Here is a 26273-nt window from a genome sequence, read left to right on the forward strand (position 1 = left end):
TTTCCACAAGCTTCTAGAGTTGTTCTTGTAATATTGGCAGTACTTCAAATAAGTCGGCTACTAAACCGTAGTCTGCCACCGAGAATATCGGTGCTTCTTCGTCTTTATTAATGGCGACAATTTTTTTAGAGTCTTTCATACCTGCCAAATGCTGAATTGCGCCAGAAATACCAACAGCAATATACAATTGTGGCGCAACGATTTTTCCGGTTTGTCCAACTTGTTTATCGTTTGGAACATAACCGGCATCTACGGCTGCTCTGGAAGCACCCACGGCTGCACCAATTTTATCGGCAAGTTTTTCTAACAGCACAAAATTTTCACTGCTGCCTAAGCCTCTACCACCGGAGATAATTATTTTTGCGGAGCTTAGGTCTGGTCGATCCGACTTTTCTACGTGCTCGGAAACAAATTGAGACAATCCAGAGTCGGATAACGCAGCAATGGTGATCACTTCTGCGTTACCGTCTTTGCTTTCTGCTTCTGAAAAAGCAGAAGTTCGTACGGTAATAATTTTTACGCTGTCTAGCGATTGTACGGTAGCGATGGCATTGCCAGCGTAAATAGGGCGTTCAAAGGTATCTTCAGAAAGAACTTTGGTGATATCGGATATTTGCGCAACGTCTAATTTTGCAGCCACTCGTGGCATTATGTTTTTATAATTGGATGTCGCCGGTGCAAAAATGTGTTGATAATCACTGCTTAATGATGCGATTAATTCGGACGCGTTTTCTGCAAGTTGATGTTGGTAAAGTTCGTTGTCAACGCATATTACTTTGCTGATTCCCGATATTTTTGCCGCTTGTTCGGCAACATTGCCACAATTAAAACCAGCAATTAATACATGAATATCGCCAGCAATTTGTGTTGCCGCGGCGATGGTATTCAGTGTGACATTTTTTAACGTTTGGTTATCGTGTTCTGCAATTACTAAAATAGCCATAAATGCCTCTTAAATCCCTTGAATTTCTGATTTTAGTTTTTCGATAAGTTCGTCTACCGAGTTAAGCATAGTGCCACCTTGACGTTTACTCGGTTCGGCAACTTTCAGCAGTTTGGTATGCTGTTTTAATTCTACGCCCAGATCTTGTGGGGTTTTAACCTCTAGAGGTTTACGTTTCGCCTTCATAATATTGGGTAGAGCAGCGTAACGTGGTTCGTTTAATCTAAGATCGGTAGTGATCACCGCAGGAAGGTTTAGCGAAAGTGTTTGTAACCCACCGTCTATTTCGCGAGTTACCAAAACTTTTTGATCTTTTATTTCTAACTTTGAGGCAAAGGTACCTTGGCCGCAATTTAATAATGCCGCCAACATTTGTCCGGTTTGGTTATTGTCGGAATCGATGGCTTGTTTACCCATGATTACCAGATCAATATTTTCTGATTTAACAACTTCGGCCAATAATTTCGCAATGTTGAGTGAGTCAGAAATATGATCGGTTTCGATTTGAATACCCTTGTCCGCACCCAAGGCCAACGCCGAGCGTATTTGCTCCTGACAAGCTTTAGGCCCAACCGATACAGCGATAATTTCTGTAGCGATACCGGCTTCTTTTAAACGTACGGCTTCTTCAACGGCAATTTCACAGAACGGATTTATCGCCATCTTAATGTTAGCCAAATCAACATCGGTTTGATCGGATTTAACTCGAACTTTGGCGTTGTAATCAATGACGCGTTTAACTGCAACAAGTATTTTCATCTTGGTTTCCCGTTCTCAACATTTGCTTCTAAATAGATTCGAGTTGTCCTATCTTTAAGGTAACTCGAATATTGAGGCTTTTAATCTATAAGAACCTCTGATTAACACATCCATGATTTAATCAGAGGGAAGAAATTGACAATACGATTTCCAATTTCTTCACAATTTCAATCACTTACCGTTCTTGAAATTGGCAACACATGCTTGTGTCGCGAGAAACTCTAGGTTAATCAGAGTTTCCTATAAGTTACGGCACGTAATTAAAGCTTGTCGGCTTGTTCACGCAGTAAAAACTTTTGAACTTTACCGGTGGATGTTTTGGGTAGTGGTCCAAATACCACATTTTTAGGTGCTTTAAAGTGCGCCATATGCTCGCGGCAATAACTGATAATATCTTTGTCGGTAATGCCGCTGGTGTCGTTTTTGAGCATAACAAAGGCACATGGTGTTTCACCCCATTTTGGATCTTTTTTGGCGACAACGGCGGCTTCTTGAATTAATGGATGGCGATATAAAATATCTTCAACTTCAATGGATGAAATATTTTCACCACCAGAAATAATAATGTCTTTGGAACGATCTTTAATTTCAGCATAACCATCGGGATGCCATACGGCTAAATCGCCCGAGTGAAACCAACCACCCGCAAACGCTTCTTTTGTGGTTTCGGGATTTTTCAAATAACCTTTCATGACAAGGTTACCTTGCATAAAAATTTCGCCCATGGTTTTACCGTCTTTTGGAACTGGCTCCAAAGTTTCCGGATTGGCGACCATTAAGCCATCAAGCATGGGGGCTCGTACGCCTTGGCGAGCTTTTAATTTAGCTTTTTCTTCCAGTGATTTATCGTCCCACTCTTCATGCCAAGAGCAAACAACCGATGGTCCGTAGGTTTCGGTTAAACCGTATACGTGGGTGACCGAAAATCCTAATTTTTCCATGCCTTCAATAACCGACGCCGGTGGCGCGGCGCCAGCCGTCATGACATTTACTTTGTGATTAATATCGGCTTTTAAGGTATCGTCCGATGAGTTCAGCATATTTAATACAATTGGTGCTGCGCAGAAATAACCAACTTTTTCGGACTTAATTAAATTGAAAATGTCATCGGCTCTTACGTGTCGTAAACAAACACTAACCCCTGTCATTGCGGCAATGGTCCAAGGAAAACACCAACCATTACAGTGGAACATGGGTAATGTCCATAAATAGACCGGATGCGGATTCATGGCCCAAGAGATTGCATTGCTAATTGCATTTAGGTAGGCGCCGCGATGATGATAAACAACACCTTTGGGATTACCGGTAGTGCCGGAAGTGTAGTTTAGGGTAATTGCGTCCCACTCATCAGACACTTTAAAACCAGTACCTTCTGGATCGCCTTCGTTAAGTAGTGCTTCGTAGTCAAGATCGCCAATTAATTCGCCAGCTTCATACGTCGGATCATCGATATCAATAATTAAAGGTTTGGTATCGAGTAGCTCTAACGCAGCCTTTGTGACTTGGCTAAATTCTTTGTCAACAATCAGTGCTTTGGCATCGGCGTGTTTTAAAATAAATGCGATAGCTGGGGCGTCTAGACGGATATTAATTGAGTTTAATACCGCGCCGCACATAGGAATGGCAAAGTGCGCTTCGAAATGTTCTGGTAAGTTTGCAGCGATAATTGAAACCGTATCGCCCGAATTTACTGCGCGTTTTTTTAGAGCACTTGCCAATTTTAAGCAGCGTTGATAGGTCTCTTGCCAAGTTCTTTTGATATTTCCGTAAACCGTTGCTGTGCGATTTGGGTATACGGTGGCGGCACGCTCTAAAAAGGTTATGGGCGATAATGCTGTAAAGTTAGCTTGATTTTGGTCTAGGTCAGTATTAAAGGCGTTTTTATTGTCATTGTTAATTAAAGTGTTCACTTTATTTGCCTCGCTAAAGGGTATATTCTGGAGTAGTTCTTTTGATCCAATTTATTTTTATTTGCCGCTAGGCGGAATAATCGTAAAATCCGCGCTTGGTTTTTCTGCCTAAATAACCTGCTTCAACCATTTGCCGTATCAGCGGCGCCGGGCGATATTTGGTATCTGCAAATTTTTCGTAAAGTACATTCATAATACTTAAACAGGTATCTAAACCAATTAAATCCGCCAAAGCCAGCGGCCCAATTGGTTGTGATGCACCGAGCTTCATGATCTCGTCAATATCTTCTGCGCTTGCACAATTTTCATCTAAAATAAAAATGGCTTCGTTGATCATTGGCAAAAGAATACGATTTAACACAAACGCGGGTTTGTCTTTGACGGGAATGGCAATTTTTTCGGCTTTTTTTGCAACTTCAATAATAGCTTTTGTGGTTGTCTCACTGGTGCGCAAACCGTTGATCACTTCTACTAATTTCAACAGTGGAACCGGATTCATAAAATGCATGCCAATAACTTTTTCGGGTCTGGATGTTTTAGACGCGAGCTTGGTTACGGATAACGACGAAGTATTGGTGGCCAATATTGCCGAAGGTTGACAGATTTTATCGAGCTGTTCAAATATGGATAATTTTATATTTTCGTTTTCGGTTGCTGCTTCTATAACAAGGTCGCAATTACTTAGATCTTGTAAGTTGGTAAAGCAACTTATTCTTTCGATAATACTTTCAAGAGAATCTTTGACTTTACCTTTTTCGATTAACTTTAAAAGACTTGACCGAACCGTTTGCACGGCTTTGTCGAGTGCTTCCTGATTGACATCAACCAGAGAAACCACAAAACCGGACGTTGCTAAAACTTGCGCAATTCCTAGGCCCATTTGTCCTGCGCCAACGACTCCAATATTTTTAATACTCATGGCTGTGCTCTTATTCGTTAATAATATTAAGTGAAGCTCTGATTTGCTTTGATGTTAATTCCGAATCTTGATTATTACTTCTGATTACTTCTGATTAATTCTGAATGAGTTAATCAGAAGTTTTTAAACCTGATTTGATGCATTGCTGAATTGTTAAAAATTATTGCGTTTGAATTTAAGCAGTTGACCAACAATGCCACTTCTGAAACTCAATACGCAAACAACAAATACAAAGCCCATTATTATGTGAATGTAATTGCCAAGTTCGCCACCTGATAAATAGTTCTGCATGCTGACCACAATACCGGCTCCCAGAATTGGCCCTAGAATGGTGCCAACACCACCAACCAGCGTCATCAGAATAACTTCACCAGACATGTGCCAGTGAACATCGGTTAAAGACGCCAAGTTAAAGACCAACGCCTTGGTAGAACCTGCTAATGAAGCCAGCGCAGCCGAAATAATAAAGGCAACCCATTTGTAGCGATTAACTTCGTAACCTAATGAAATTGCGCGGTCTTCATTTTCACGAATGGCTTTTAATACTTGCCCAAATGGCGAGTGTACTGTGCGGTTAATTATCCAGTAGCCAAGAATAAATATGGCAAGCACAAAATAATACATCGTGTAATTGTTGGATAAATCAATTAATCCAAAAATCGCGCCGCGTGGTACACCTTGCAGGCCATCTTCACCGTTGGTAAATGGCGCTTGTAAATAAAAGAAAAAGACCAACTGTGCGAGTGCAAGTGTAACCATCGCAAAATAAATGCCTTCGCGCTTTACGGCTAATTTACCAAAAATTGCCCCTAAGATGCCACCGGCAACCATTCCTAAAATAATAGCGATTTCTGGTGATAACCCTGTATTAATCATTAAATAACCGGTGACGTAGCCGCCGGTACCTAAAAACGCTGCGTGTCCAAACGACAATAAGCCTGCGTAGCCTAACAGTAAATTAAACGCACAGGCAAAGAGCGCAAAACACAAAATTTTTGCCAAAAAAACTGGATAAAAAACTGCGGGTGCAATTACTGCAATAATCAGTAGCAATATATTTAATTTTAAATTATTCATTATTATGCCTCTTTACCGAATAGGCCAGCTGGCTTTAATAGCAGAACCACAACCATGACTAAAAAGATAATGGTATTGGATGCTTCGGGATAAAAATATTTAGTAAGGCCTTCGATAATTCCCATGCCAAGACCCGTAATAATGGCGCCACCAATTGAGCCCATGCCACCAATGACAACTATAGCGAATACCACAATCAGAATATTAGAGCCCATGTCTGGCGATACCGAATACACGGGTGCGGCCATCACTCCGGCAAATCCGGCCAATGCAACACCAAAGCCAAAGGTCAGTGTCACTAATAACGGAACATTAATACCAAACGCTTGCATCAATTTTGGATTTTCGGTACCAGCGCGTAAATAAGCGCCTAGGCGAGTTTTTTCGATCATCCACCAGGTACCTACACAGGTAATTATCGATGCCACAATAATCCAGGCTCTATAATTGGGTAAATACATAAAAGGTAGACGAATACCGCCTTTTAACTCATCTGGAATAGAATAGGATAAACCCGAAGAGCCAAAGGCGTGAGTAAATGCACCCTGAATAATCAATGCTAGACCAAAGGTTAATAATAAACTGTACAAGTGATCTTCGTTGGCAATAGGACGAATTAAAAAACGTTCCATAAGAATGCCAACAATACCTACGGCAATAGGCACTAGAATAAGTGCGTACCAATAATTAATGCCTAAATATTTCAACGCTAAGAGTGCGCAAAAAGCACCAAGCATATAAAGCGCGCCTTGGGCAAAGTTAATGATTTTTAATAAACCAAAAATAATCGCGAGCCCAAGGCTAAGTAATGCGTAAAAAGAACCATTGATTAATCCAACTAACAATTGCCCAAATAGCGCAAATAAATTAATGCCGAAAATGGTAGTCATAAGAAATCTCTTAAACCAAAAAGGGCAGGCGGGTAAAGGTTTTGAAACTCTTATGTTTCATCAATATTCTACCGCGCTTACCAAAAAAAGCCGCACCTAAATTTCAGGTGATTGTGGGTGCGGCTATGGTGGTAAATTTTATCTTGCTTTATTTACGAAAAATCGCACTGTGGCAACATGGGTGCGTAGGCTTCGTTCGCTGGAATTGTTTTTAATATTGTGTAAATGTCGTTTTTGTTTTTACGCTCTGACGCTTTTTTAATTTCTACGTAAAGCATGTCGTGCACCATGCGACCATCGCCGCGAAGTTCTGCGTTTCTGGCAAAAAAGTCGTTCGGTTTGTTTTGTTTCATGTGTTTGATAACCGCTTCGGATTCATCGGTACCGACGGCTTTTACCGAATTTAAATAATGCATGGTGGCCGAATAAATACCCGCGTGAATCATGCTTGGAATACCGCCGTGACGCTCTTCAAAACGCGCACTCCATTGGCGAGCTTGATCATCCATGTCCCAATAAAAACCGGTGGTTAAGCGCATACCCGCCGCAACCGATGGGTCCATGGCCTGTGAGTTTTGGGTGAACACTAATAATCCGGCAATATCCATTTGATCGGTTAGGCCAAATTCGCTGGCTGCTTTTAATGCGTTTACGGTATCGTTACCGGCGTTGGCTAGCGCGACCACATCAGCACCCGATGCTTGCGCTTGCAATACGTAAGATGAGAAATCTGTAGTACCTAAAGGTGCGCGAACACCGCCAACCACTTTTCCGCCTTTTTCGGTAATTACCGTTGTTGCTACAGATTCAAGTGAGTGACCAAAGCTGTAGTCTGCGGTGATAAAAAACCAATTCTTTTTACCAGATTCAACCATGGGTTTTACGGTGCCGTTTGCCATGGCCTCAACGTTGTAGGTCCAATGTACGTTGTAGGCGTTGCACGCATCGGTGGTAAAAGAGTTAGATGCCGAGCCTGAAATTAGAGTAATTTTTTTGTTGTCTAAGTTAACTTTTGATACCGCGCCAGAAACCGCTGATGAAACTAAGCCACCAATGGTATCAACGTCTTCACTTTCTACCCATTTACGCGCAATCGATGATGCAATGTCGGGTTTTAATTGTGAATCTGCCGAAACTAATTCGATTTTTTTGCCAAGTACTTCGCCACCAAAATCTTCGATGGCCATTTCTGTAGCCGTTACACAGCCTTTACCGCATATGTCGGCATAGGTGCCGCCCATATCGGCTAGAACTCCAATTTTGACTTTACCGTCGCTCGCCGCTAATACATTTAACGATAGTGATGCAGACATAACACCGTAGGCAATTTTAGTAAGTAGTGATGTTTTTATTGTTTTCATGGTTTGACTCCAGTTGATTTTTATTATTCTTGTAAGTCGTTGCGACTAAACGCCAAGATATGCATTTAACAGTTCAGATTTTTCCACCAATTCATTGGCTTTTACTTCTTCAACAATATGTCCGTGTTCCATAACGTAGTGTCGGTCGGCAATGTGGGCGGCAAATCGGAAATTTTGTTCAACCAATAAAATGGTTAAACCTCGGTCTTTTAATTGTTTTAAAACTTCTCCCAGTTTTTGCACAATCACCGGTGCTAGGCCTTCGGTAATTTCATCCAGCAATAAAATGTTCGCGCCGGTTCTTAAAATTCTGGCTAACGCCAACATTTGTTGTTCGCCTCCAGAAAGCTTATTGCCTTGGCTGGTGCGGCGCTCGTATAAATTCGGAAACATTGCGTAGATTTCATCAACGCTCATGCCGTCGGAACGTACTTTAGGCGGCAGCATTAAATTTTCTTCTACGTTTAAGCTCGCAAATATGCCGCGTTCTTCTGGACAAAAACCCAAACCTAAATGGGCAATTTTATGCGCGGCCATGTTTAAGGTTTCTTGGCCGTTGATAACGATTTGTCCGGTGCGTTTACCCACCATGTTCATAATGGCTTTTAAAGTGGTAGAGCGACCCGCACCATTGCGACCGATTAGTGTCACCAGTTCGCCTTGGTACACGGTCATATCAATGCCGTGAAGAATGTGCGATTCACCGTAAAAGGCATGGAGATTACTGATGCGAATTTTTTCGCGGTGGTTGCCGTCTTGGATGTGCGCGTGGCTTTTAATATCAACTTGCTGATTCATGATGCCACCTCCGCCGAATGTTTGTGCTCTGTTTCTATTTCTGAGCCGAGGTAGGCTTCTCTTACCTCTGGGTTATTCGAAACTTCTTGATAGTTACCTTCGGTGAGAATGGAGCCGCGTTGCAATACGGTAATGCGATCGGCCAAACGAGAAACTACTTGCAGATTGTGTTCAACCATTAAAATGGTACGGTTTTTCGATACGGTTTTGATAAGCTCCGTCACCAATCCCACATCTTCGTGACCCATGCCTTGGGTAGGCTCATCTAGCAACATCAGTTCAGGCTCAACGGCCAGCGTTGTGGCGATTTCCAGCGCGCGCTTGCGGCCATAAGAAAGATCAACGGTTACGGTGCTGGCAAAATCGGATAAACCCACAGAGTCTAATAAATCAACGGCTTTGTCGTTGAGTCGATTCAAAGTAGATTCGTGTTTCCAGAAATGAAAGCTGGTTCCTTCTTTACGTTGCAGAGCAATGCGAACATTTTCTAAAACCGTTAAATGAGGGAAGACCGCAGAAATCTGAAATGACCGAATTACGCCTTTTCGGGCAATAGCCGCAGGCTCTAATTTGGTAATATCTTCACTGTTGAATAGTATTTTCCCAGAGGTGGGTTTTAAAAACTTGGTTAACAGGTTAAATACGGTGGTTTTACCCGCGCCGTTTGGGCCAATCAGGGCATGAATGTGACCGCGCTGAATACTCAAATTAACGCCGCTTACAGCGGTAAAGCCTTTAAAAGACTTGGTTAAATCTTGGGTTTGAAGAATGACATCGGGGGTGGAATGGGTCATTGTGTCGTAGCTCTTATTATTTTGAAGTGAACATACAGCCACTCAGATCACTTCTGTTTTGTTGTTATTAGCTCACGATAAAACACAATCATTGCCAGAGTATTTGGCAAATCTAACCTAAGATTTCGAAATGTAACGAAATGTAACAAGCCTGCTCGATTTGCAAAATTTATGATACATTCGTATTAAATTACGTGGATAAACCGGCTCTATAACGATAAGAATAACAACGATGTTTCGTCGCTCTCCCATTACAACGCGCCTGTTTTTAATGCTACTGCTGTTAATTGGTAGTATTTTTGGGTCTATTTATTGGTTTACCGTTCCGCTCATCAAAGACAACGTCTTTAGTTTAGAACTTAACACCAATCGGCAGGTGCTCAATATTGTTTACGATCTGGCAAATCGTATGTACGCCAATACCGAAAACTATGTTGATACCACACTCAAATCTCACGAACAGCGCCTAAGTTCAATTTTAAACGTTACCGAAAACTATATCGAAACCAGTTTAAAAAAAGGTTTGCAAAGGGGCGAACCAGAAGAGCAGATTTGGGCTGAAATTTTTTCTGAAATTCGCGAATTTAATTTTGGTAACAACGACTACCTGTGGATTGCCGATTACAACGCAACGCTTATTTCCCATCCGTCGGAGCGCTTTCATCAGAGAGATATGTCCAGCTACTCTGAGCCTGGCGGTACATTAATTATTCCCGATATTGTGAAATCTGTTAGAGAGCAGGGTTCTGGCTTTTATAAATACAAATGGAACCGTTTGGGCAGCGCTGATGTTATCGATAAATATTCTTACGTACGAGACTACCCGCAATGGAATTTTGTGATTGGTGCCGGGGTTTATATTGAAGACATCGAACAAGAAGTAGAGGCACAAAAACACCAAGCCATTTTAGAAATTAATAAAGCCTTAGAAAACGTAAAAATTGCCCAAAATGGTTACGTGTATGTGTTCGATTCCGAAGGCAACATGTTATTTCATCCCAACTCGAACATTCACGGTCTTAATTTTAAAAAACTGCTTAATCCAGTTACTCAAAATCCAATTTATGTTGACTTAATAGAGGCAGCTGATTCTGGTGAAGAATTGTATTACAAGTGGGATCGACCCGATGACCAAGGGCGTTACGTGTATGAAAAATTATCCTTGGTAAGACACCTTTCCGGTTTTGATTGGTACATCAGCTCATCGGTGTATTTAGACGATTTAAAAGCCAGTTCTGTTCAGCTTAGTCAACGAATTATGGCCATGGGATTGTTGGGACTGATTGCCACCATTGGCGCTGCGTTTTTATTTGCCGAATGGCTAACAACGCCTATTAAAAAATTATCGATGACAGCTTTTAAAATCAGTCGCGGAAATTTATCGGCCAAAACCGGTATTAATCGCAAAGACGAAATAGGATCGTTGGCAGAATCGTTTGATTTAATGGTCGATCGCTTAAAAGAAAATATCGAAAATTTAAATTCGAGAGTGAAATCGCGTACCCGAGAACTGTCTGAGTCGAACGTACAATTATTAGAGGCCGTTGATTCATTAAAGCAAACTCAGACCGAGTTAAAAATTGTTGAGCGTCGCCAGCGCATGATACTGGACGAATTACCCGCGCAAATTGCTTATATTGATCCGCAATTGAATATTGTTTTTGCCAACGAAAAATACCGCGAAATTTTTAATCAGCAGGAATCTGACATTCAAGGCAAGGCGCTGATTAACGTCATTGGCGAAGACATGTATGAAACCCTAGGTCCGTACATTGAGCAGGCTCGAAACGGTGAGCATCCTATTTACGAGTATCGCTTGCAATACAAGGGCAAGGAAATTATCACGCGTCGTACTTTAATTCCCTTTTTAGACGATCAAAACAAGGTTAACGGTTTTTTAACCTTATCTATTGATATTACCCACGAACGCGAAGCCGAACGTAGAATGGCCGAAGTGAGTAAGATGAAAGCGGTTGGGCAAATGTCAGGTGGTTTGGCCCACGACTTTAATAATTTGTTGAGCATTATTTTAGGTAATCTCATACAGTTGCAAAATAATCAAGAAATGACCCCAGAACAACAAGCGAATTTGGCTCCGGCCATTCGTGCAACACGTCGCGGCGCTGATATGACCAAACGTCTTTTGGCCTTTGCCCGCAAACAGCCCCTGTCACCAACGCGCGTCACACCAGAAAAAATGATCGGCGAACTTATTGATCTATTGGTTGCGCCGCTTTCCGAAAATATTCGTTTGCGTACACAAATTCACTCCCACGTTCCCGATGTGTATGTGGATGCCGCGCAATTGGAAGATGCCTTGGTAAATTTGGTGTTAAATTCCGCCGATGCCATGCCTAATGGCGGCGAATTAAAGTTATTGGTTACCTCAGTAAATTATGATCAAGACCTGTTTGTGAGCGATGGTTTTGATGAACAAGTAGAACCCGGTAATTATGTAATGATAAGCGTGCTCGATGATGGCACGGGCTTTTCATATGAGGCATTGAAAAAAGCCTATGAGCCATTTTTTACCACGAAAACCATTGGCGCAGGTTCTGGTTTGGGTTTAAGTATGGTGTACGGTTTTGTTAAACAATCGAAAGGATATCTTCGCATTAAAAATCGTGAAGATATTAGCAGCGGTGCACGGGTTGATATTTTATTACCGGTTAATCACGGAATTAATTCGGCGATAACACAAGCTCCCGCTTCACTTCCTAGGCAGTCACCAAAAATACTCGAATCCGATTTGGTATTACTTGTCGAAGACAACGCCGATTTACGGGAGTTAATTCGCCAGCAACTTATTCGTTTGGGGTATTCCGTTATTGAAGCTACCAACGGTGATGAGGCCTTGAATATTTTATTGGGAATCGATCAAATAGCCGGTGTTATAAGCGATGTTGTTATGCCAGGTACTGCCGACGGTTATACGGTTGCCACTACCGTTAAAATTTGCCATCCCAATGCTGTGATTGTTTTAATGACCGGTTACACCGAATCCGATCCACCCGATGATTTTAAAGCTTTTCTGCTGTATAAACCCTTTGATCCAGGTACGCTGGTACATGCTTTCCCAAGTCGACCTAAAAACAATAATAACGAGGTTGCAATATGAGTGAATTTGAAAAGCCTTCTATTTTTTTAATAGAGGACGAGCAAGATTTGGCAGAATTAATGTGCAACTCTCTGACAAACTACCGTTATCATGTCAGTCATTTTTCGCGCGGTGAAAAAGCCTTGGCGGAATTTGACAAACAATTACCCGATATTTGTATTGTGGATTTAAATCTACCCGATATCGACGGTATGGAACTGGTGAAAAAATTAGAAGATAAAGAAACCGGAGTAATTATTGTCTCTGGGCGTGATGCCTTAACCGATAGAGTTGTTGGTTTAGAGTTTGGCGCCGACGACTATATTACCAAGCCTTTTGAACCTCGCGAATTGGTCGCCCGTGTGCAAAGTTTATTGCGAAGACTTCGTAAGAAAAAACCAAAAACAATTACTCGTTACAAACAAGCTCAGTTTGCTAATTGCGTATTTAAACCCGAATCACTCAGTTTAAAAACCATGAACGATAGCGATGAAACTCTCAGTCGTGCTGAAGGTGAAATTTTGTTGGCACTTTTAAAGCACCCATTCCAAATATTGTCTCGTGATCAGCTGCTTGGAGAAAACAGTGCACCTTACGATCGAAGCATTGATGTAAGAATGTCGCGTCTCAGAAAAAAAATTGAATCCGATCCGCAAAATCCCGTATTAATAAAAACCGTGTACGGAGCGGGCTATATGTTGGCCTGCGAGGTAAATTGGGTTTAATGTTTTAAGTTTTCTAAGCCGTGTTATAACAATGATTAATTTTTTTGGAACATTTTAATTGTAAGTAAAGGAGTATAAAAAAAGCGATACTTCCTTTTATCGCTACACAGGGGTATTAAAAATAAATGCCAATAAATGTAGTGTGTACAACTGTACAGCGCGAGCTGCCTGTTTTGAATAAAACAAGGCGAAGTTAAGCAAAGCAAAAGTTGTTTCGATCGTATCCGGTAAAAAAGTTAAATTGCTTGGTATCAACAATAGGAACCTCTGATTAAATCATGGGTGAGTTAATCAGAGGTTCCTACATTACAATTTAGAAGCAAGTTGTTTTATGTCTCTCATCGGCGGTGCGCCAAACATGCGGTTGTACTCGCGACTAAATTGCGAAGGGCTTTCATAACCAACCTCGTAAGCCGCCTTAGATGCGTCTAGATGTTCTGCAAGCATTAGACGGCGAGCTTCATTCAAACGCATTTTCTTTAAAAATTGCAACGGTGTCATTGCGGTCATCGCTCGAAAATGATTGTGAAATGCCGAAATACTTAATCCCGCATCATTGGCTAATGCTTCGATTTTAACGGGTTTACAAAAATTAGCTTTTAATGACTCAATCACCTGAGCAATTTGATGGCTATGGTTCCCGCCGGTCACGATATTTCTAAGTCGCGGACCTTGATCACTTTTTAATAAGCGATAATAAATTTCTTGCTGAATTAATGGGCCTAATACTGGTAAGTCTTCGGGGGTTTTTAATAAATTTAATAATCGAGCGAAGGCATCGATTAAATCTTCTGATAAATCACTGACCGAAACACCCAATCGATCATTAGAATTACGTGCTTGCTTAGAAGGATCATCGAGCATTAATTGCGAGATCATTCTTAGATTTAATTCCATGGTGATACCCAAATACGGCGTCTCCGGTTTTGCCTCTGCAATTTGAGTCACAACAGGTAATTCAATGGATGTTAATAAGAATGTGTGTGGATCACAAACAAAATTGTCATCACCTAAAAATAAGCGTTTTCTGCCTTGACCAATTAAACAAATGCTGGGTGCAAGCATATAGCTGGTAGGGTCTGTTGGTGTTTCCCAACGATGCAGGCTTAAACCTTTAATAGGGGTGTCTAAACGTTTATTTAAGCCAATTAATTCACTAATATGTTTTGCTAGAGAGTTTGTTTGAATTGCATTCGGTAAAATCTCTATACTGCTTGATTCTGTATTCATTAAACTCGCCAACTTTTCCGTGCTAATCCTTCCGTACTAAACTATCCATATCAAGCGATGCTATCACTAAATTATAACAATGGATCAGGCTTCTAATAATTTACGTAGAAAATGACAATAAAAAAGTAGTATTAGGCAATTGGTTTTAATGTTGAACTGATATTAAATATTAGTGTTGCAGATATTTTTTAGTATTTGGTAAAAATAGGCAATAATTCAGGATAATTATTCTATCGACTCTTTAAGTTTAAACACTTTAATAAATAGGTAATTATGCGAATCGTTTATTCAAAAAATTCTAATTAATCCAGTTAAAGAGTTATTTATGTCTACCCAGTCACGCTTGAGCAGTGCAGTTCTACTTGCCATTGCGGGACTTGCGCAAGAGATAAGTATCAGTGATTAAATGGTGTATTCAGCGCGGTAATTTCTTAAGTTGTTTATTCTAACAACATTGTTGTGGATGATCATTTCGCGGCACACATTCCAGAAGCTATCAGTTTTGAAGAGGCTGCACCATTATTGTGTGCCAGTGTAACAACCCGTTCACCGCTTTTAAAACTTGACGTAAAACCCAGTGCGTAAGTCGGTGTGACCGGAATAGGCGGCTTGGGTCATTTGGCGGTTACATTGGCAGTATTCAAAGGCATCGATGTTGTGGCGTTCTCCACAAGCCAAGATAAAGTTGAAGATATTTTGTCGTTTGGCGCCAAAGATGTCGTTGTCGTTGTCGTTGTCGTTGTCGTTGTCGTTGTCGTTGTCGTTGTCGTTGTCGTTGTCGTTGAGGATGAAAAGTCTTTTGCAAAATATCACGCACAGCTTGACTGCATGATTTGTACATTACCGGTTGGTTATTGACACTTCGACTTTTTAACCTTTAGATATTTCGGATTAATGCTACTTCGGATTCATTGATTGTGCGCGTCTGAGCTGGTTGGTATTTCTTTAAAATTTAGTAAAAGCCTCACCTTATTAGGCAGGTTTTTACTGATTAAGCAAGTTCTTTGATGTTTAACTAAAGATCAACGGTAACCCTTTTGCTTACGCCGTTATAAAGTGATTCGATGGTTAACGGACGTAAGTCTTTTTGAAGATTTGTTCTTTTTTGTTGAGCTCCATGTGTTTGAGTTTAAATTGATGCGGTCTGCATAAAATACCCATTCGTTAATGGGTTTGATGGCGCCTCTGATTTTCTGCAAGCTCTTCGCCTATGCTCAAATTAGGCGATAATCAAATACCCGCTCTGGGTGATGAGTTCTTACCCAGACCGCATTGTTAATTTGTAAATTTTAGTAGTTTATATATGCGCTCTATAGCTTTATAACTTGCACTATGATAATAAGGCGCCCGCAACTTCTTGCGTCTGCTATACCTGTAAAACATCGATTTTTTCTGTTCTTGAGATCGGTATGTACCTTTTTATAGCAGTTTTTTCCTTAGACTATTGCTGCTTCATTCTATGTGTTTACTGTTGGCTGTATCCAAAAACGGAATGTTATTTAATGGTAACGAGTTAACTCGGCTTCCGTTTGGCTGAACTTTTTATTAGTTGTCTGATTAATAAAAATTAACAGTATTCTTAAGGATTTTTTCTAGAATTGTTTTTCAAATCACACTATCACCCCGGGTTACTTCATTTTAGTTGGCAGATCTTTTGCTCTAGAATATACGAGTGTTCCACTGGTGGGCAAAATTGGTGACTAGATCACACTCATTCATAAAAATTCCTAACAAAAAATAGGTTTGGCAGAGTTTCAAGAGCTCACTTACAAAGTGATTTGTAATTTTAACAAGGCTCTTGTTATCGAAAATGTACTTAAAGAAGAAGCACCTTCGTTGTTGCAAAAAAACATTTCGATACGGCACTCCTAGCTATCAATTAATTAAGTGAACACAAGGTATGAACAAACAGTGTTTGTGTAACAAGCGCTCATGGTTGGCGCTTGCAGTTTCAACGGTTGGATTTACTTCGGTATATGCGCAAGACGCAGCGAACGAGCAAACTGTTAAAGTAGCCGAGCCGAAAGCTCGCATTGAAGTTAGTGTGTCGCCGCAAACCAATGAGCCAACGAGCAATGCGGAGGCTTCTACTAAGCCCATTAATGAAGCGAATGATATTCCAGCTGTGGAGTCTGGTTCCGCTCCTGTCAGTACTTCCGCTGAGTCTGCTGTGCTGCCGGGACCTGTGTCTGCGCAAGATCAAAAAATTAAAGAACTAAAAAACGGCGATCGTCCAGACAGTCATCAAGTTTTATACGATCTCGTGGTAAATCGCGCACGTGATCTCGCCAGTAAGAGTTATGTGGCCGACGCCAATACCTTACCGGCGAGCTTAGATCAATTAAATTACCAGCAATATCGATCTATTCGCTATAACCCAGAAAAATCCATATGGAAAAATGAATCCGACTTTGAAATACAGTTATTTCATCCCGGCTTTTTATACAAACATCCTGTTGGCATCAATTTAGTTGATGAATATTCCGTTCATCAGCATTTAAATTTTGATCCACAATATTTTTTGTACGAGCGCGAAGCTGAAAATCTGACCTTAGATTCTAATAACGATGTAGGTTTTGCAGGTTTTAGAATTCATTACCCATTGAACTCTAAACAATACAAAGACGAAATTATTGTGTTTCAAGGCGCATCTTATTTTCGTCCAGTAGGCCCCGGACAAAATTACGGTATTTCTGCTAGAGGTTTAGCTGTTGATACGGGCGAGTTGAGCGGTGAAGAATTTCCAACGTTTAAAGAATTTTGGCTGAAAAAACCAAAGACAGAAAATTCGGATAACTCAGGTACTCCGTCGAACCAACTGCAAGTAGTGGCTTTGCTAGATAGCCCATCGGTTACAGGCGCCTATAAATTCACGATCCATCCCGAAGTGAATACCATTATTGACGTACGCTCGACTTTATTTTTTCGATCAGACATAAAAAAACTAGGTGTTGCGCCTTTAACCAGTATGTTTTTGTTTGGCGAGAATAAAACGCGTTTTTACGATGATTTTCGACCTGAAGTTCACGATTCTGACGGCTTACAAATTTTAACTCAAAACGGTGAGTGGATTTGGCGTCCGCTCAGAAACCCTAAGCAATTAGGAATAACCTCTTCGGGTTTAAATAACGTTCGCGGATTTGGTTTGGCACAACGTGATCGCGACAGTGAAAATTATTTAGACACAGAAGCCCATTACGAATACAGACCGAGTTTATGGATTGAACCCAAAGGCGATTGGGGCGAAGGCCGTGTGGAGTTGGTGGAAATTCCCACCAACAGCGAAACCAACGATAATATTGTTGCTTATTGGGTGCCTAAGCAACCGGTTAAAGCGGGCGAATCGATGGAATTTTCTTATCGGTTATCAACCTTTAATGAATTTCCCAAAAACTTTCAAAGTGCTTACGTCGAAAAAACGCGTATCGGTTGGGCGGCAATTCCAGGACAAGATAATCCACCGCCTAAGGCACATCGTCAATTTTTGGTGGACTTTGTTTTCCCAGAAACCAACCACCTCAATGCCGATTGGCCGGTTAATGTTAACCTGGAATTAAATGGCGGTAGTGCGAAAGATGTTAGCGTTAAAAAACTCCCTAACGAAAATCGTTGGCGGGTAATGTTTAAAGTCAGTCCTCAAAATCAAGACGCTATTGATATGCGATTAAATTTAATACTTCATGGTAAACGCGTCAGTGAAGTTTGGAACTATGTCTGGAGTCCAAATGCAATACAGTAAAAATACCATCGAATATGCACTTAAAAATTCCTCGGTAGCCGATCAAGACGCTCCTACGCGAACAACCTACAGTTTGCCTTTTAAGCGCACGCGCATGTTGGGGTTTTTTATTGCCGTGATCTTAACTTCAATCGCAGGTGTTGGCATGATGTTCGACATCTTGCGGGCAAACGGCACAACAGCACTCGAATTATGTTTGCTGGTTTTATTCAGTTTTTCTTTTATTTGGATTACAACAGCATTTTGGAGTGGTTTTGCAGGTTTTCTTGTAAAACTCTTTAAAATTGATCCGCTTACTCTTAAAAAGCAGGCCATTTTTAGTGATAGCAGTTCTGCAACAAGCTTAGAGTCGAATTTTTACGACGACAATCGTGCAAAGCTATTGCCTTCTGAGAACTTCAGAACAGCCGTTGTGATGCCGGTTTATAATGAAGATACCGTACGAGTTCTTGCCGGTTTTGAGACAACTCTGCGTTCGCTCGAAACAACGGGGCAACTCGGTAAGTTTGATTTCTTTTTATTAAGTGACACCCAAGACCCGAAAATTCGAGTTGCCGAGCTGCAAGCTTGGAAAATTTTAACCAAACGTTTAGGTGCGCTTTCAAAACATATTTTTTATCGTAATCGCGTTAAAAATACCGAAAAGAAAGTAGGTAATTTAAAGGACTTTTGCGAGCGTTGGGGCACCCAATACGAGGCTATGATTGTACTGGACGCCGACAGCATTATGACCGGTGATTGTATGGTTCGCATGGCCGCAGAATTAGAGAAAAATACCGGCGTTGGCTTAATTCAAACCGTTCCTATGCCTGTGCGCCAAACCACTTTTTTTGGTCGTTTTTTGCAGTTCGCCGCAGAGCTTTGCAGCCCTATGTTGGCCAGCGGTTTGGCTTTTTGGCAGACCGATAACGCCAACTATTGGGGACACAACGCAATCATTCGTGTCAATGCATTCATCGATTGTTGCGGATTACCGAGATTGCCAGGAAAAGCTCCCTTTGGTGGCGACATTTTAAGCCACGACTTTGTTGAAGCGGCGTTATTGCGCCGCGCTGGTTGGGACGTAATTTTATTGCCAGATCTAAAAGGCAGCTTCGAAGAAGTTCCTAGCAATATTTTAGATTACGCCACCCGCGACAGACGTTGGATTCAAGGTAATTTACAGCATCTCGCTTTATTAGGAATGCATCGCTCAACTTTGATGAGCAAGTGTCATTTTCTGTTTGGCGCGCTCGCCTATATCAGTTCATTAATATGGTTGGTAATGCTTGCCCTAAGTAGTGTTGATGCCATTGTTCGATCGGTTACCGAAACTCAATTTTTTACCGCCAGTTATCAATTGTTTCCCAACTGGCCAGTCGCAAAAACCGAGTTGATTTTCTCATTGTTGTTTTTAACCACGTGCATGTTGCTGTTGCCTAAATTTATGGCCCTAATTATTACCAGCATGGATAATCACAAAAGCTTTGGCGGTCACCTTAAATTATTTTTAAGTGCAGGTTTAGAAATTGTTTTTGCTATTCTAATCGCGCCAATAATGATGGTCTTTCATGCAAGTTTTGTGGTTGCAACCTTTTGTGGATTTAAAATCAGCTGGGATGCGCAATCACGCGAAGGTCGAGTTGTGGCTTGGCGAGAAGCATTTCGCAGAACAGGTTTGGGTTTAACCGTTGCGCTTATTTGGGGTAGCGTTACTGCCTACTACACGCCGGTATTTTTCTGGTGGTTGTTACCAGTATTACTTGGCTTAGTTTTAGCACCCGCCATTATTCGTTATTCCAGCAGTAATGAACTAGGCTTGTTTTTACAAAAACATCGAATTTTTGCAGTGCCTTCGGAAGTGGTAAATCCACAAGCGCTGGTAGAAATGCGTAAAAACCTAGCAGAACTCCACGAAAAAATGGAACTAAACCAAAATGCCAATCAAGTGTACTTAATTCCACGTCTACCACCAGAAACACCGGTAGAAATGAAATCCCAAAATTTTGGGAAAGAACCCACACTCGTACCGGCAATTAATATTACCTAATAAAACTCCGTACCACCCGAGTGACAAACAACACAAGGATGTGTTGCTACTGGATAATATTAGGTGTTATTGGTAAGTATTTTTACTGGGTATTGTTGCTAGGTATTGTTACTGGGTATTGCAACTATCAAACCGAATCAGCAGTTAGCCTTATAAAAGATTGCGCAACGTGTTTTAATTATTACCATCAAATTCCATTCACAAAAATAACCAAAACTCCCTAATAATTTCTCCATTAAAAAAATTACTTAGTGTGCCTATTAAAAATTCATCACACTTAAGGTCTTTTAAATTTCTTTTTAGCTTGGTCGATTTTTTTGCGAGTTATGCATTCTTCGCTGTGGTCGTTGATTAAGCCCATGGCTTGAAAAAACGAGTATACGGTTGTTGGGCCTACAAATTTCCAGCCGCGTTTTTTTAATATTTTCGACAATTCTTTTGATCCATCCGATACCGATTGAGTTTGTGGGGCGGGTAGGGTGTTTGGATCTGGTTCAAATTGCCAGAAGAATTTTGCCAGTGAGCCTTCGGTTTTTACCATTTCTTGTGCGCATTTGGCGTTGTTAATTACCGCTTCTATTTTGCCTTTGTGGCGAACTATACCTTCGTTTTGCAGTAATTTTTCGATGTCTTTTTCAGTAAATTTAGCGACTTTATTAAAGTCGAATTGTTTAAAAGCTTCGCGAAAGTTTTCGCGCTTTACCAAAATGGTTCGCCAGCTTAAGCCCGATTGAAATCCTTCAAGGCAGATTTTCTCGAATAACCGTTGATCATCGTCAACGGGAAAGCCCCATTCGTTATCGTGATAATCAATAAAAATGTCTGGTGCAGAGCCACACCATGCGCAACGCGGTTTTTTATCAGGGCCAATGAATACTTCAGACATTTTTCACCTTTTTTAGAGTTGTTGTGAATGTATTTGCTCAGGTTTTTAGGGTAACTCATGGATGATTTTACGAAAGATCGAAAAGGTAAAATATGTTTTAGACCTTTTTCGAACTTTGGGTGGTATCGCCAGATTACCCGTAAGAGGTTTTTGTATTTAAGAATGTTTTTTGTACTAAGTTTGGTGGTTAAAATCCATAATTATTAAAAATCAGTTTATATTTAACTCACTTAGGGCGCAATTTGAGCATATTAAGTGTGTTTAGTATCGTTTCATGGCGATACTGTATATATATACAGTATATGGGTTTTTCGATACTTGAACTGTGTCTTACTGCGCAAAACGCTGTTTTTGTTGCTGATATTGGCTATTTATTCTGCTTTTTGCCGGGTCATATGCTTGGTCTGGCGGGTGAATTTAGAGCAGCGTATGGTTAGGTTACTGATGCTAATAAGTTTTAAAACTAATGATGAATATCACCATAAACTCTGGGTGAAACCAGGCTTCAGCATAGGTTTTACGTGCTCATCCCGACATGCTAGGCCAAAAAAACCGAAGTGAGGTATAATCGGGAGTCATGTTCATTTCGTCACACTGGATGACGCTCGGAGGTAACAATCTTGAACTCTAAGCCTGAGAACAATGCTGCGAACCAAGAATCGCGCGCCTTTGTGCAGGATTTTTTGGCGCAATCTAAGCCAGAGTCTCTCGATCAAGCGCAAATTGATCAATACACTGCAAAGATCAAGCAACTTTTGGCCGATAAAAACGCGGTTTTGGTGGCACACTACTACACCGATCCTCTCATTCAGGCGCTGGCTGAGCAAACCGGTGGTTGTGTATCTGATTCGTTAGAAATGGCGCGTTTTGGTAAAGAACATCCGGCAGAAACCTTGATTGTTGCCGGTGTTAAATTTATGGGTGAAACCGCTAAGATTTTAACGCCGCACAAAAAAGTTCTTATGCCAACGCTTGAAGCGACCTGTTCTTTGGACATTGGTTGCCCGGTGGATGAGTTCTCAGCGTTTTGTGATCAGCACCCAGATCGCACCGTTGTGGTTTACGCAAACACATCGGCGGCGGTTAAAGCCCGTGCCGATTGGGTTGTGACTTCAAGCATTGCCGTAGATGTTATCGATTATCTAGACTCTTGCGGTGAGAAAATCATTTGGGCACCCGATAAGCACCTTGGTGATTACGTGACACGTAAAACCGGTGCAGATGTATTGCTGTGGGACGGTGCTTGTATTGTTCACGAAGAGTTTAAAGCAAAGGGTGTTGAAGACCTTAAAAAGCTTTACCCAGATGCGGCTGTGCTTGTGCATCCTGAATCGCCAGCGGCGGTGATTGATTTGGCCGATGTTGCCGGTTCTACCTCGCAGCTTATTAAGGCCGCGCAAACCATGGACAAGCAGCAGTTTATTGTGGCCACCGATCAAGGCATTTTCTATAAAATGCAGCAGCTGTGCCCAGATAAGGAGTTTATCATTGCGCCTACCGCTGGTAGCGGTGCGACCTGCCGTAGCTGCGCTAATTGCCCGTGGATGGCGATGAACTCGTTAGAAAGCATTGTGCAGGTTCTAGAAACCGGCAATAACGAGATTTTTGTTGATCCCGAATTAGGTGAGCGCGCCATGAAACCGCTAACGCGTATGTTGAATTTTTCGGTAGAGAAATCTCAAAAATCGGCAATGGCCTAAACCAAAAGGCACATTCAACGTCAAAAAGCCGGGCACTTGCTCGGCTTTTTTATTGGCGATTTTACTAGGAGAAAAGATGCAGCATTCCACATTCAAGAAATTTTCATTCAGATTTTTCCCGGCACTGGTATTTTTATCGATGGGTTTGGGGCTACAAGCCTGCGCAGCGGTTTCTGAAGAATCTGCACAAGTATCCCCAGCGAAGGCACCAAGCACAGCACCGTTGGTATTAGCACAAAACAACGCAGAACTTGATTGCCAAAACGCGATAACCACGGTGGATTTAAATCGTTGTGCGCAAATTGAGTTGTCAGCGGCTGAGCAGCAAATGGAATTTTATTTAGAGAAAGCGCTGATACTTCAGAAGCGTGATCCGGTAGTTGTTGAGGGTATAAAGATCGCGCAACAACAATGGTTGGCTTATCAGCAAGCCCATTGTGAATCGGTCTACAACCAGTGGCGTGAAGGCACTATTCGCGGCGTGATGGCGGTAAATTGCAAAAAAGAGCTCACCCAGCAACGCACCTTTGAGATTTGGAAAAGTTTCTTGACCACGCTGGACTCAAGCCTAGTTCCAAGGCCGGAATTCTGAGAATGTAATGAGTAGTTATAGAGCCGACTGACAGAGGTTCTAATTCATCATAAGTTCTAATTCATCAATGATGTGCTCGATGTGTTACAAGGCTTATCAGTAAACAAGGCTCATTAGCAAAAAGGGGAGTTCCAGTTTGGAATTCCCCTTTTTATTTGCCGGAACCGACGAGAAAGAACTCAGGTCTCGATGGTTTGGCTAAAGGTAGAGGTAGGCTCTGGAACTTCATCGCTGATGATAAAGTCATCGCCAGAAAGAGCGCTGCGCAGTTTCGAGACAACTTCTGCGAGCTTGTCTTCTTCATAAGGTTTGGCTGAAACCGCACCCCAAATTGGCGAAGGCCAGGCGGCGTCTTTTTTATAGCGAGCAATGTGGTGCAAGTGTAGTTGCGGCACCATGTTGCCAAGTGCGGCCACGTTCATTTTATCTGGTGCAAATAAGGCAACCATAGCTTCTGAAAGTGTGCACGACTCGTTAACAAGCTGAGCGCGGTCTTTTTCATCGAGTTGGTAAATCTCGCGAACGTTGGATTTTTGTGGAACCAAAATGCACCAAGGGTAGTTTGCATCTTTGTTCAGTAACACCAAGCTTAAGGAAAAGTGGCCAATGAGTACGGTATCACTTTCTAAAATGGGGTCGAGTTTAAACATAGCGAATCCTTATTATTGTCTGCCCAACTGTATCAGTATGGGCCTAAATCAACAAAGTCGACGGACCATCTTTGCGTTTTTGGTCCCAGAGCTTTGCTTGTTTTGTGTTCATGCCCTTGCGGCTTTTACTGTTTCTAACTTACCAGACGATGGGATTGGTGTCCCCAGTAACTGCCGGTAATTACTGAGAAGTTTTTATTTCCAAAATAACCTCTAGGCAGTTTCGCACATGACCAATAGAATACGCGGTTTTTATATAAATCACTCGCCGAATTATCAGCCAATATTAGGGTTGTTAGTTGCTAGCGGCAGTTATTAACAGACTCTTTTATAAAGGTTTTTCTCCAGACATGCGTGCCAGCCGATTTCTAATTGCTACCCAAAAAGAAACTCCAGCCGATGCCGTTGTAGTTAGCCACCAGCTGATGCTACGTGCCGGACTTATCCGCAAAATGGCCGCGGGCCTATACAACTGGTTGCCATTGGGCCTAAAAGTATTGCGTAAAGTCGAACACATTGTTCGTGAAGAAATGAACCGCGCGGGCTCTCAGGAGCTGTTAATGCCTATGGTGCAGCCTGCGGAATTGTGGCAAGAAACCGGTCGCTGGCAAGAATACGGCGGCGAGTTGTTGCGCTTTAAAGATCGTCACACCAATGAGTTCTGTCTTGGCCCAACTCACGAAGAAGTTATTACCGATCTCGCGCGCGTTGAAATCAAAAGCTACAAAAATTTGCCCGCAAACTTCTACCAGATTCAAACCAAATTCCGCGACGAAACCCGTCCACGTTTTGGCGTAATGCGCTCGCGTGAATTCATTATGAAAGACGCCTATTCGTTCCATATTAATCAAGAAAGCTTGCAGCAAACCTACGACGATATGCACATCGCGTATTGCCGTATTTTTGATCGCCTTGGCTTAGATTACCGTCCAGTTGCAGCCGATAACGGTTCTATTGGTGGTTCGGGTTCCCATGAATTCCACGTACTAGCCGACAGCGGTGAAGACGATATCGCCTTCAGTACCGGTGGCCAATACACCGCAAACGTAGAGCTGGCCGAAGCGGTGTCACCGGGTGAGCGTGGTGTTGCCACCGAAACCTTTACCGAAGTGGCTACGCCGGGCGCTAAAACCGTTGAAGACGTAGCGCAATTGTTTGGTGTAGACAACAGCAAGGTGTTAAAAACCTTGATTGTCAGAGGCAAAAACCTCGAAACTGACGAAGACATTCTGGTTGCCTTGGTTCTACGTGGCGATCACGAATTGAACGAAATTAAAGCCGAGAAGCTTGATATTATCGCCGAGCCCTTGCAGTTTGCCTCTGAAGAAGAAGTAAAAGCCGCAGTTGGTGCAAGCCCAGGTTCTATTGGCCCTAAAGGTTTGACCATGCCGGTGATTGTTGACCGCGCCGCTGCGGCCAGCGCCGATTTCTTGTGTGGCGCTAATAAAGATGGCTTCCACTATAGTGGCGCCAACTGGGAGCGTGACATCGAAATTGGTCGCGTTGAAGATATTCGCAACGTGGTTGCCGGTGATCCAAGTCCTGCCGGTGATGGCGTTTTAGAAATCAAACGCGGTATTGAAGTGGGTCATATCTTCCAATTAGGCGATAAATACTCAAAATCCATGAACGCAACCGTGCTGGATGAAAACGGCAAGCAAACCACCATGTTGATGGGTTGCTACGGCATTGGTGTGACTCGTATTGTCGCCGCTGCCATTGAGCAAAACCACGACGACAACGGCATTATTTGGCCGAACGGTTTAGCACCATTTGACGTTGCCATTGTGCCAATCAATATGCACAAATCCGAAGCCGTAACCAACCAATGTGAAACCTTGTACGAGCAATTGGTAGGCAGTGGTTTTGATCCATTATTTATGGATGAAGCCAAGGCGCGTTTGGGGGTTATGTTGGCCGACGCTGAGTTAATGGGTATTCCAAACGTAATCATCGTGGGTGATCGCGGTCTAGAATCGGGTGTGGTTGAGTACAAAAACCGCCGTACCGGTGAAAAGCAAGAGATCCCTGCCAACGGTGTGGTAGAGTTTTTAAAGTCACTGGGTTAAGCGATTCTGTAGCCGAAGCTAATCTTTGAAAGGCTTCGGCTTATTGGTGGCTTAAATCCGCTAAACTTCGACGTATTCGCAAACATTGAACTGGGTTTATAACCC

21 protein-coding genes are annotated in these 26273 nt (G+C 42.0%); 9 read left to right on the forward strand and 12 right to left on the reverse strand.

What is annotated here, in order from left to right:
- Positions 1-13 precede the first annotated feature (13 nt).
- The 9 genes from ACYQ2C_RS01485 to ACYQ2C_RS01525 all read right to left on the reverse strand — a co-directional run bounded on the left by ACYQ2C_RS01485 (position 14) and on the right by ACYQ2C_RS01525 (position 9451).
- Positions 14-943: an electron transfer flavoprotein subunit alpha/FixB family protein gene (locus ACYQ2C_RS01485; protein ID WP_460099329.1), complete on the reverse strand. Its 930-nt coding sequence runs from the start codon at positions 941-943 to the stop codon at positions 14-16.
- A gap of 9 nt (positions 944-952) precedes the next feature.
- Positions 953-1702, reverse strand: a complete 750-nt coding sequence (locus tag ACYQ2C_RS01490) for an electron transfer flavoprotein subunit beta/FixA family protein (RefSeq protein ID WP_460050971.1) — start codon at positions 1700-1702, stop codon at positions 953-955.
- Positions 1703-1962: 260 nt separating this feature from the next.
- A complete protein-coding gene (locus ACYQ2C_RS01495; protein ID WP_460099332.1) occupies positions 1963-3612 on the reverse strand; it encodes an acyl-CoA synthetase in 1650 nt (549 codons plus the stop codon).
- Between the two features lie 67 nt (positions 3613-3679).
- Complete coding sequence (locus tag ACYQ2C_RS01500) at positions 3680-4531, reverse strand: 3-hydroxybutyryl-CoA dehydrogenase (RefSeq protein WP_460099335.1); 852 nt, start codon at positions 4529-4531, stop codon at positions 3680-3682.
- A 153-nt stretch (positions 4532-4684) separates the two neighbouring features.
- A complete protein-coding gene (locus ACYQ2C_RS01505) occupies positions 4685-5608 on the reverse strand; it encodes a branched-chain amino acid ABC transporter permease (protein WP_460050965.1) in 924 nt (307 codons plus the stop codon).
- Between the two features lie 2 nt (positions 5609-5610).
- On the reverse strand, positions 5611-6498 hold the full coding sequence (locus ACYQ2C_RS01510) for a branched-chain amino acid ABC transporter permease (RefSeq protein WP_460050963.1): 888 nt from the start codon (positions 6496-6498) through the stop codon (positions 5611-5613).
- 152 nt (positions 6499-6650) lie between these two features.
- Positions 6651-7859, reverse strand: coding sequence for an ABC transporter substrate-binding protein (locus tag ACYQ2C_RS01515; protein ID WP_460099338.1), 1209 nt, complete (start codon positions 7857-7859; stop codon positions 6651-6653).
- Between the two features lie 45 nt (positions 7860-7904).
- Entirely contained in the window at positions 7905-8657 is a 753-nt protein-coding gene (locus tag ACYQ2C_RS01520; RefSeq protein ID WP_460050959.1) for an ABC transporter ATP-binding protein, read from the reverse strand.
- Entirely contained in the window at positions 8654-9451 is a 798-nt protein-coding gene (locus ACYQ2C_RS01525; protein ID WP_460099342.1) for an ABC transporter ATP-binding protein, read from the reverse strand. Before ACYQ2C_RS01525 ends, ACYQ2C_RS01520 begins: the two co-directional genes overlap by 4 nt.
- A 232-nt stretch (positions 9452-9683) precedes the next feature.
- Here ACYQ2C_RS01525 and ACYQ2C_RS01530 point away from each other — a divergent pair, with 232 nt between their 5' ends.
- Together ACYQ2C_RS01530 and ACYQ2C_RS01535 are read left to right on the forward strand one after the other, a co-directional pair.
- Entirely contained in the window at positions 9684-12569 is a 2886-nt protein-coding gene (locus ACYQ2C_RS01530; RefSeq protein WP_460099345.1) for a cache domain-containing protein, read from the forward strand.
- A complete protein-coding gene (locus ACYQ2C_RS01535; protein ID WP_460099348.1) occupies positions 12566-13273 on the forward strand; it encodes a response regulator transcription factor in 708 nt (235 codons plus the stop codon). The genes ACYQ2C_RS01530 and ACYQ2C_RS01535 overlap by 4 nt, the downstream gene beginning before the upstream one ends.
- Before the next feature lie 306 nt (positions 13274-13579).
- On the opposite strand, the gene ACYQ2C_RS01540 is transcribed toward ACYQ2C_RS01535, so the two are convergent.
- The gene (locus ACYQ2C_RS01540; protein ID WP_460099351.1) at positions 13580-14503 is read right to left on the reverse strand and encodes an AraC family transcriptional regulator; all 924 of its coding nucleotides are present in this window, start codon (positions 14501-14503) and stop codon (positions 13580-13582) included.
- Positions 14504-14962: 459 nt separating this feature from the next.
- Here ACYQ2C_RS01540 and ACYQ2C_RS01545 point away from each other — a divergent pair, with 459 nt between their 5' ends.
- From ACYQ2C_RS01545 to mdoH, 4 genes are all read left to right on the forward strand, one after another.
- Positions 14963-15088: a hypothetical protein gene (locus ACYQ2C_RS01545; RefSeq protein ID WP_460099354.1), complete on the forward strand. Its 126-nt coding sequence runs from the start codon at positions 14963-14965 to the stop codon at positions 15086-15088.
- 6 nt (positions 15089-15094) lie between these two features.
- Entirely contained in the window at positions 15095-15361 is a 267-nt protein-coding gene (locus ACYQ2C_RS01550) for a hypothetical protein (protein WP_460099356.1), read from the forward strand.
- Positions 15362-16403: 1042 nt separating this feature from the next.
- On the forward strand, positions 16404-18242 hold the full coding sequence (locus ACYQ2C_RS01555; protein WP_460099359.1) for an OpgD/OpgG family glucan biosynthesis protein: 1839 nt from the start codon (positions 16404-16406) through the stop codon (positions 18240-18242).
- Positions 18229-20271: a glucans biosynthesis glucosyltransferase MdoH gene (gene mdoH, locus ACYQ2C_RS01560; protein ID WP_460050943.1), complete on the forward strand. Its 2043-nt coding sequence runs from the start codon at positions 18229-18231 to the stop codon at positions 20269-20271. Before ACYQ2C_RS01555 ends, mdoH begins: the two co-directional genes overlap by 14 nt.
- 277 nt (positions 20272-20548) lie before the next feature.
- Here mdoH and ACYQ2C_RS01565 read toward each other — a convergent pair whose 3' ends face one another.
- Positions 20549-21157, reverse strand: coding sequence for a DNA-3-methyladenine glycosylase I (locus ACYQ2C_RS01565; protein WP_460099362.1), 609 nt, complete (start codon positions 21155-21157; stop codon positions 20549-20551).
- A gap of 620 nt (positions 21158-21777) precedes the next feature.
- Here ACYQ2C_RS01565 and nadA point away from each other — a divergent pair.
- Both nadA and ACYQ2C_RS01575 read left to right on the forward strand, forming a co-directional pair.
- On the forward strand, positions 21778-22857 hold the full coding sequence (gene nadA / locus ACYQ2C_RS01570) for a quinolinate synthase NadA (RefSeq protein ID WP_460050939.1): 1080 nt from the start codon (positions 21778-21780) through the stop codon (positions 22855-22857).
- Positions 22858-22933: 76 nt separating this feature from the next.
- Positions 22934-23449: a lysozyme inhibitor LprI family protein gene (locus tag ACYQ2C_RS01575; RefSeq protein ID WP_460099367.1), complete on the forward strand. Its 516-nt coding sequence runs from the start codon at positions 22934-22936 to the stop codon at positions 23447-23449.
- A gap of 179 nt (positions 23450-23628) precedes the next feature.
- Here the strand turns inward: ACYQ2C_RS01575 and ACYQ2C_RS01580 are convergent, their stop codons facing one another.
- Positions 23629-24099 (reverse strand): HIT domain-containing protein, encoded by a 471-nt coding sequence (locus ACYQ2C_RS01580; protein WP_460050935.1) that lies wholly within the window; start codon positions 24097-24099, stop codon positions 23629-23631.
- 350 nt (positions 24100-24449) lie between these two features.
- Here ACYQ2C_RS01580 and ACYQ2C_RS01585 point away from each other — a divergent pair, with 350 nt between their 5' ends.
- The gene (locus tag ACYQ2C_RS01585) at positions 24450-26168 is read left to right on the forward strand and encodes a proline--tRNA ligase (protein ID WP_460099410.1); all 1719 of its coding nucleotides are present in this window, start codon (positions 24450-24452) and stop codon (positions 26166-26168) included.
- The last annotated feature ends 105 nt before the right edge of the window (positions 26169-26273 follow it).

It is taken from the genome of Sessilibacter sp. MAH3 (assembly GCF_054658275.1).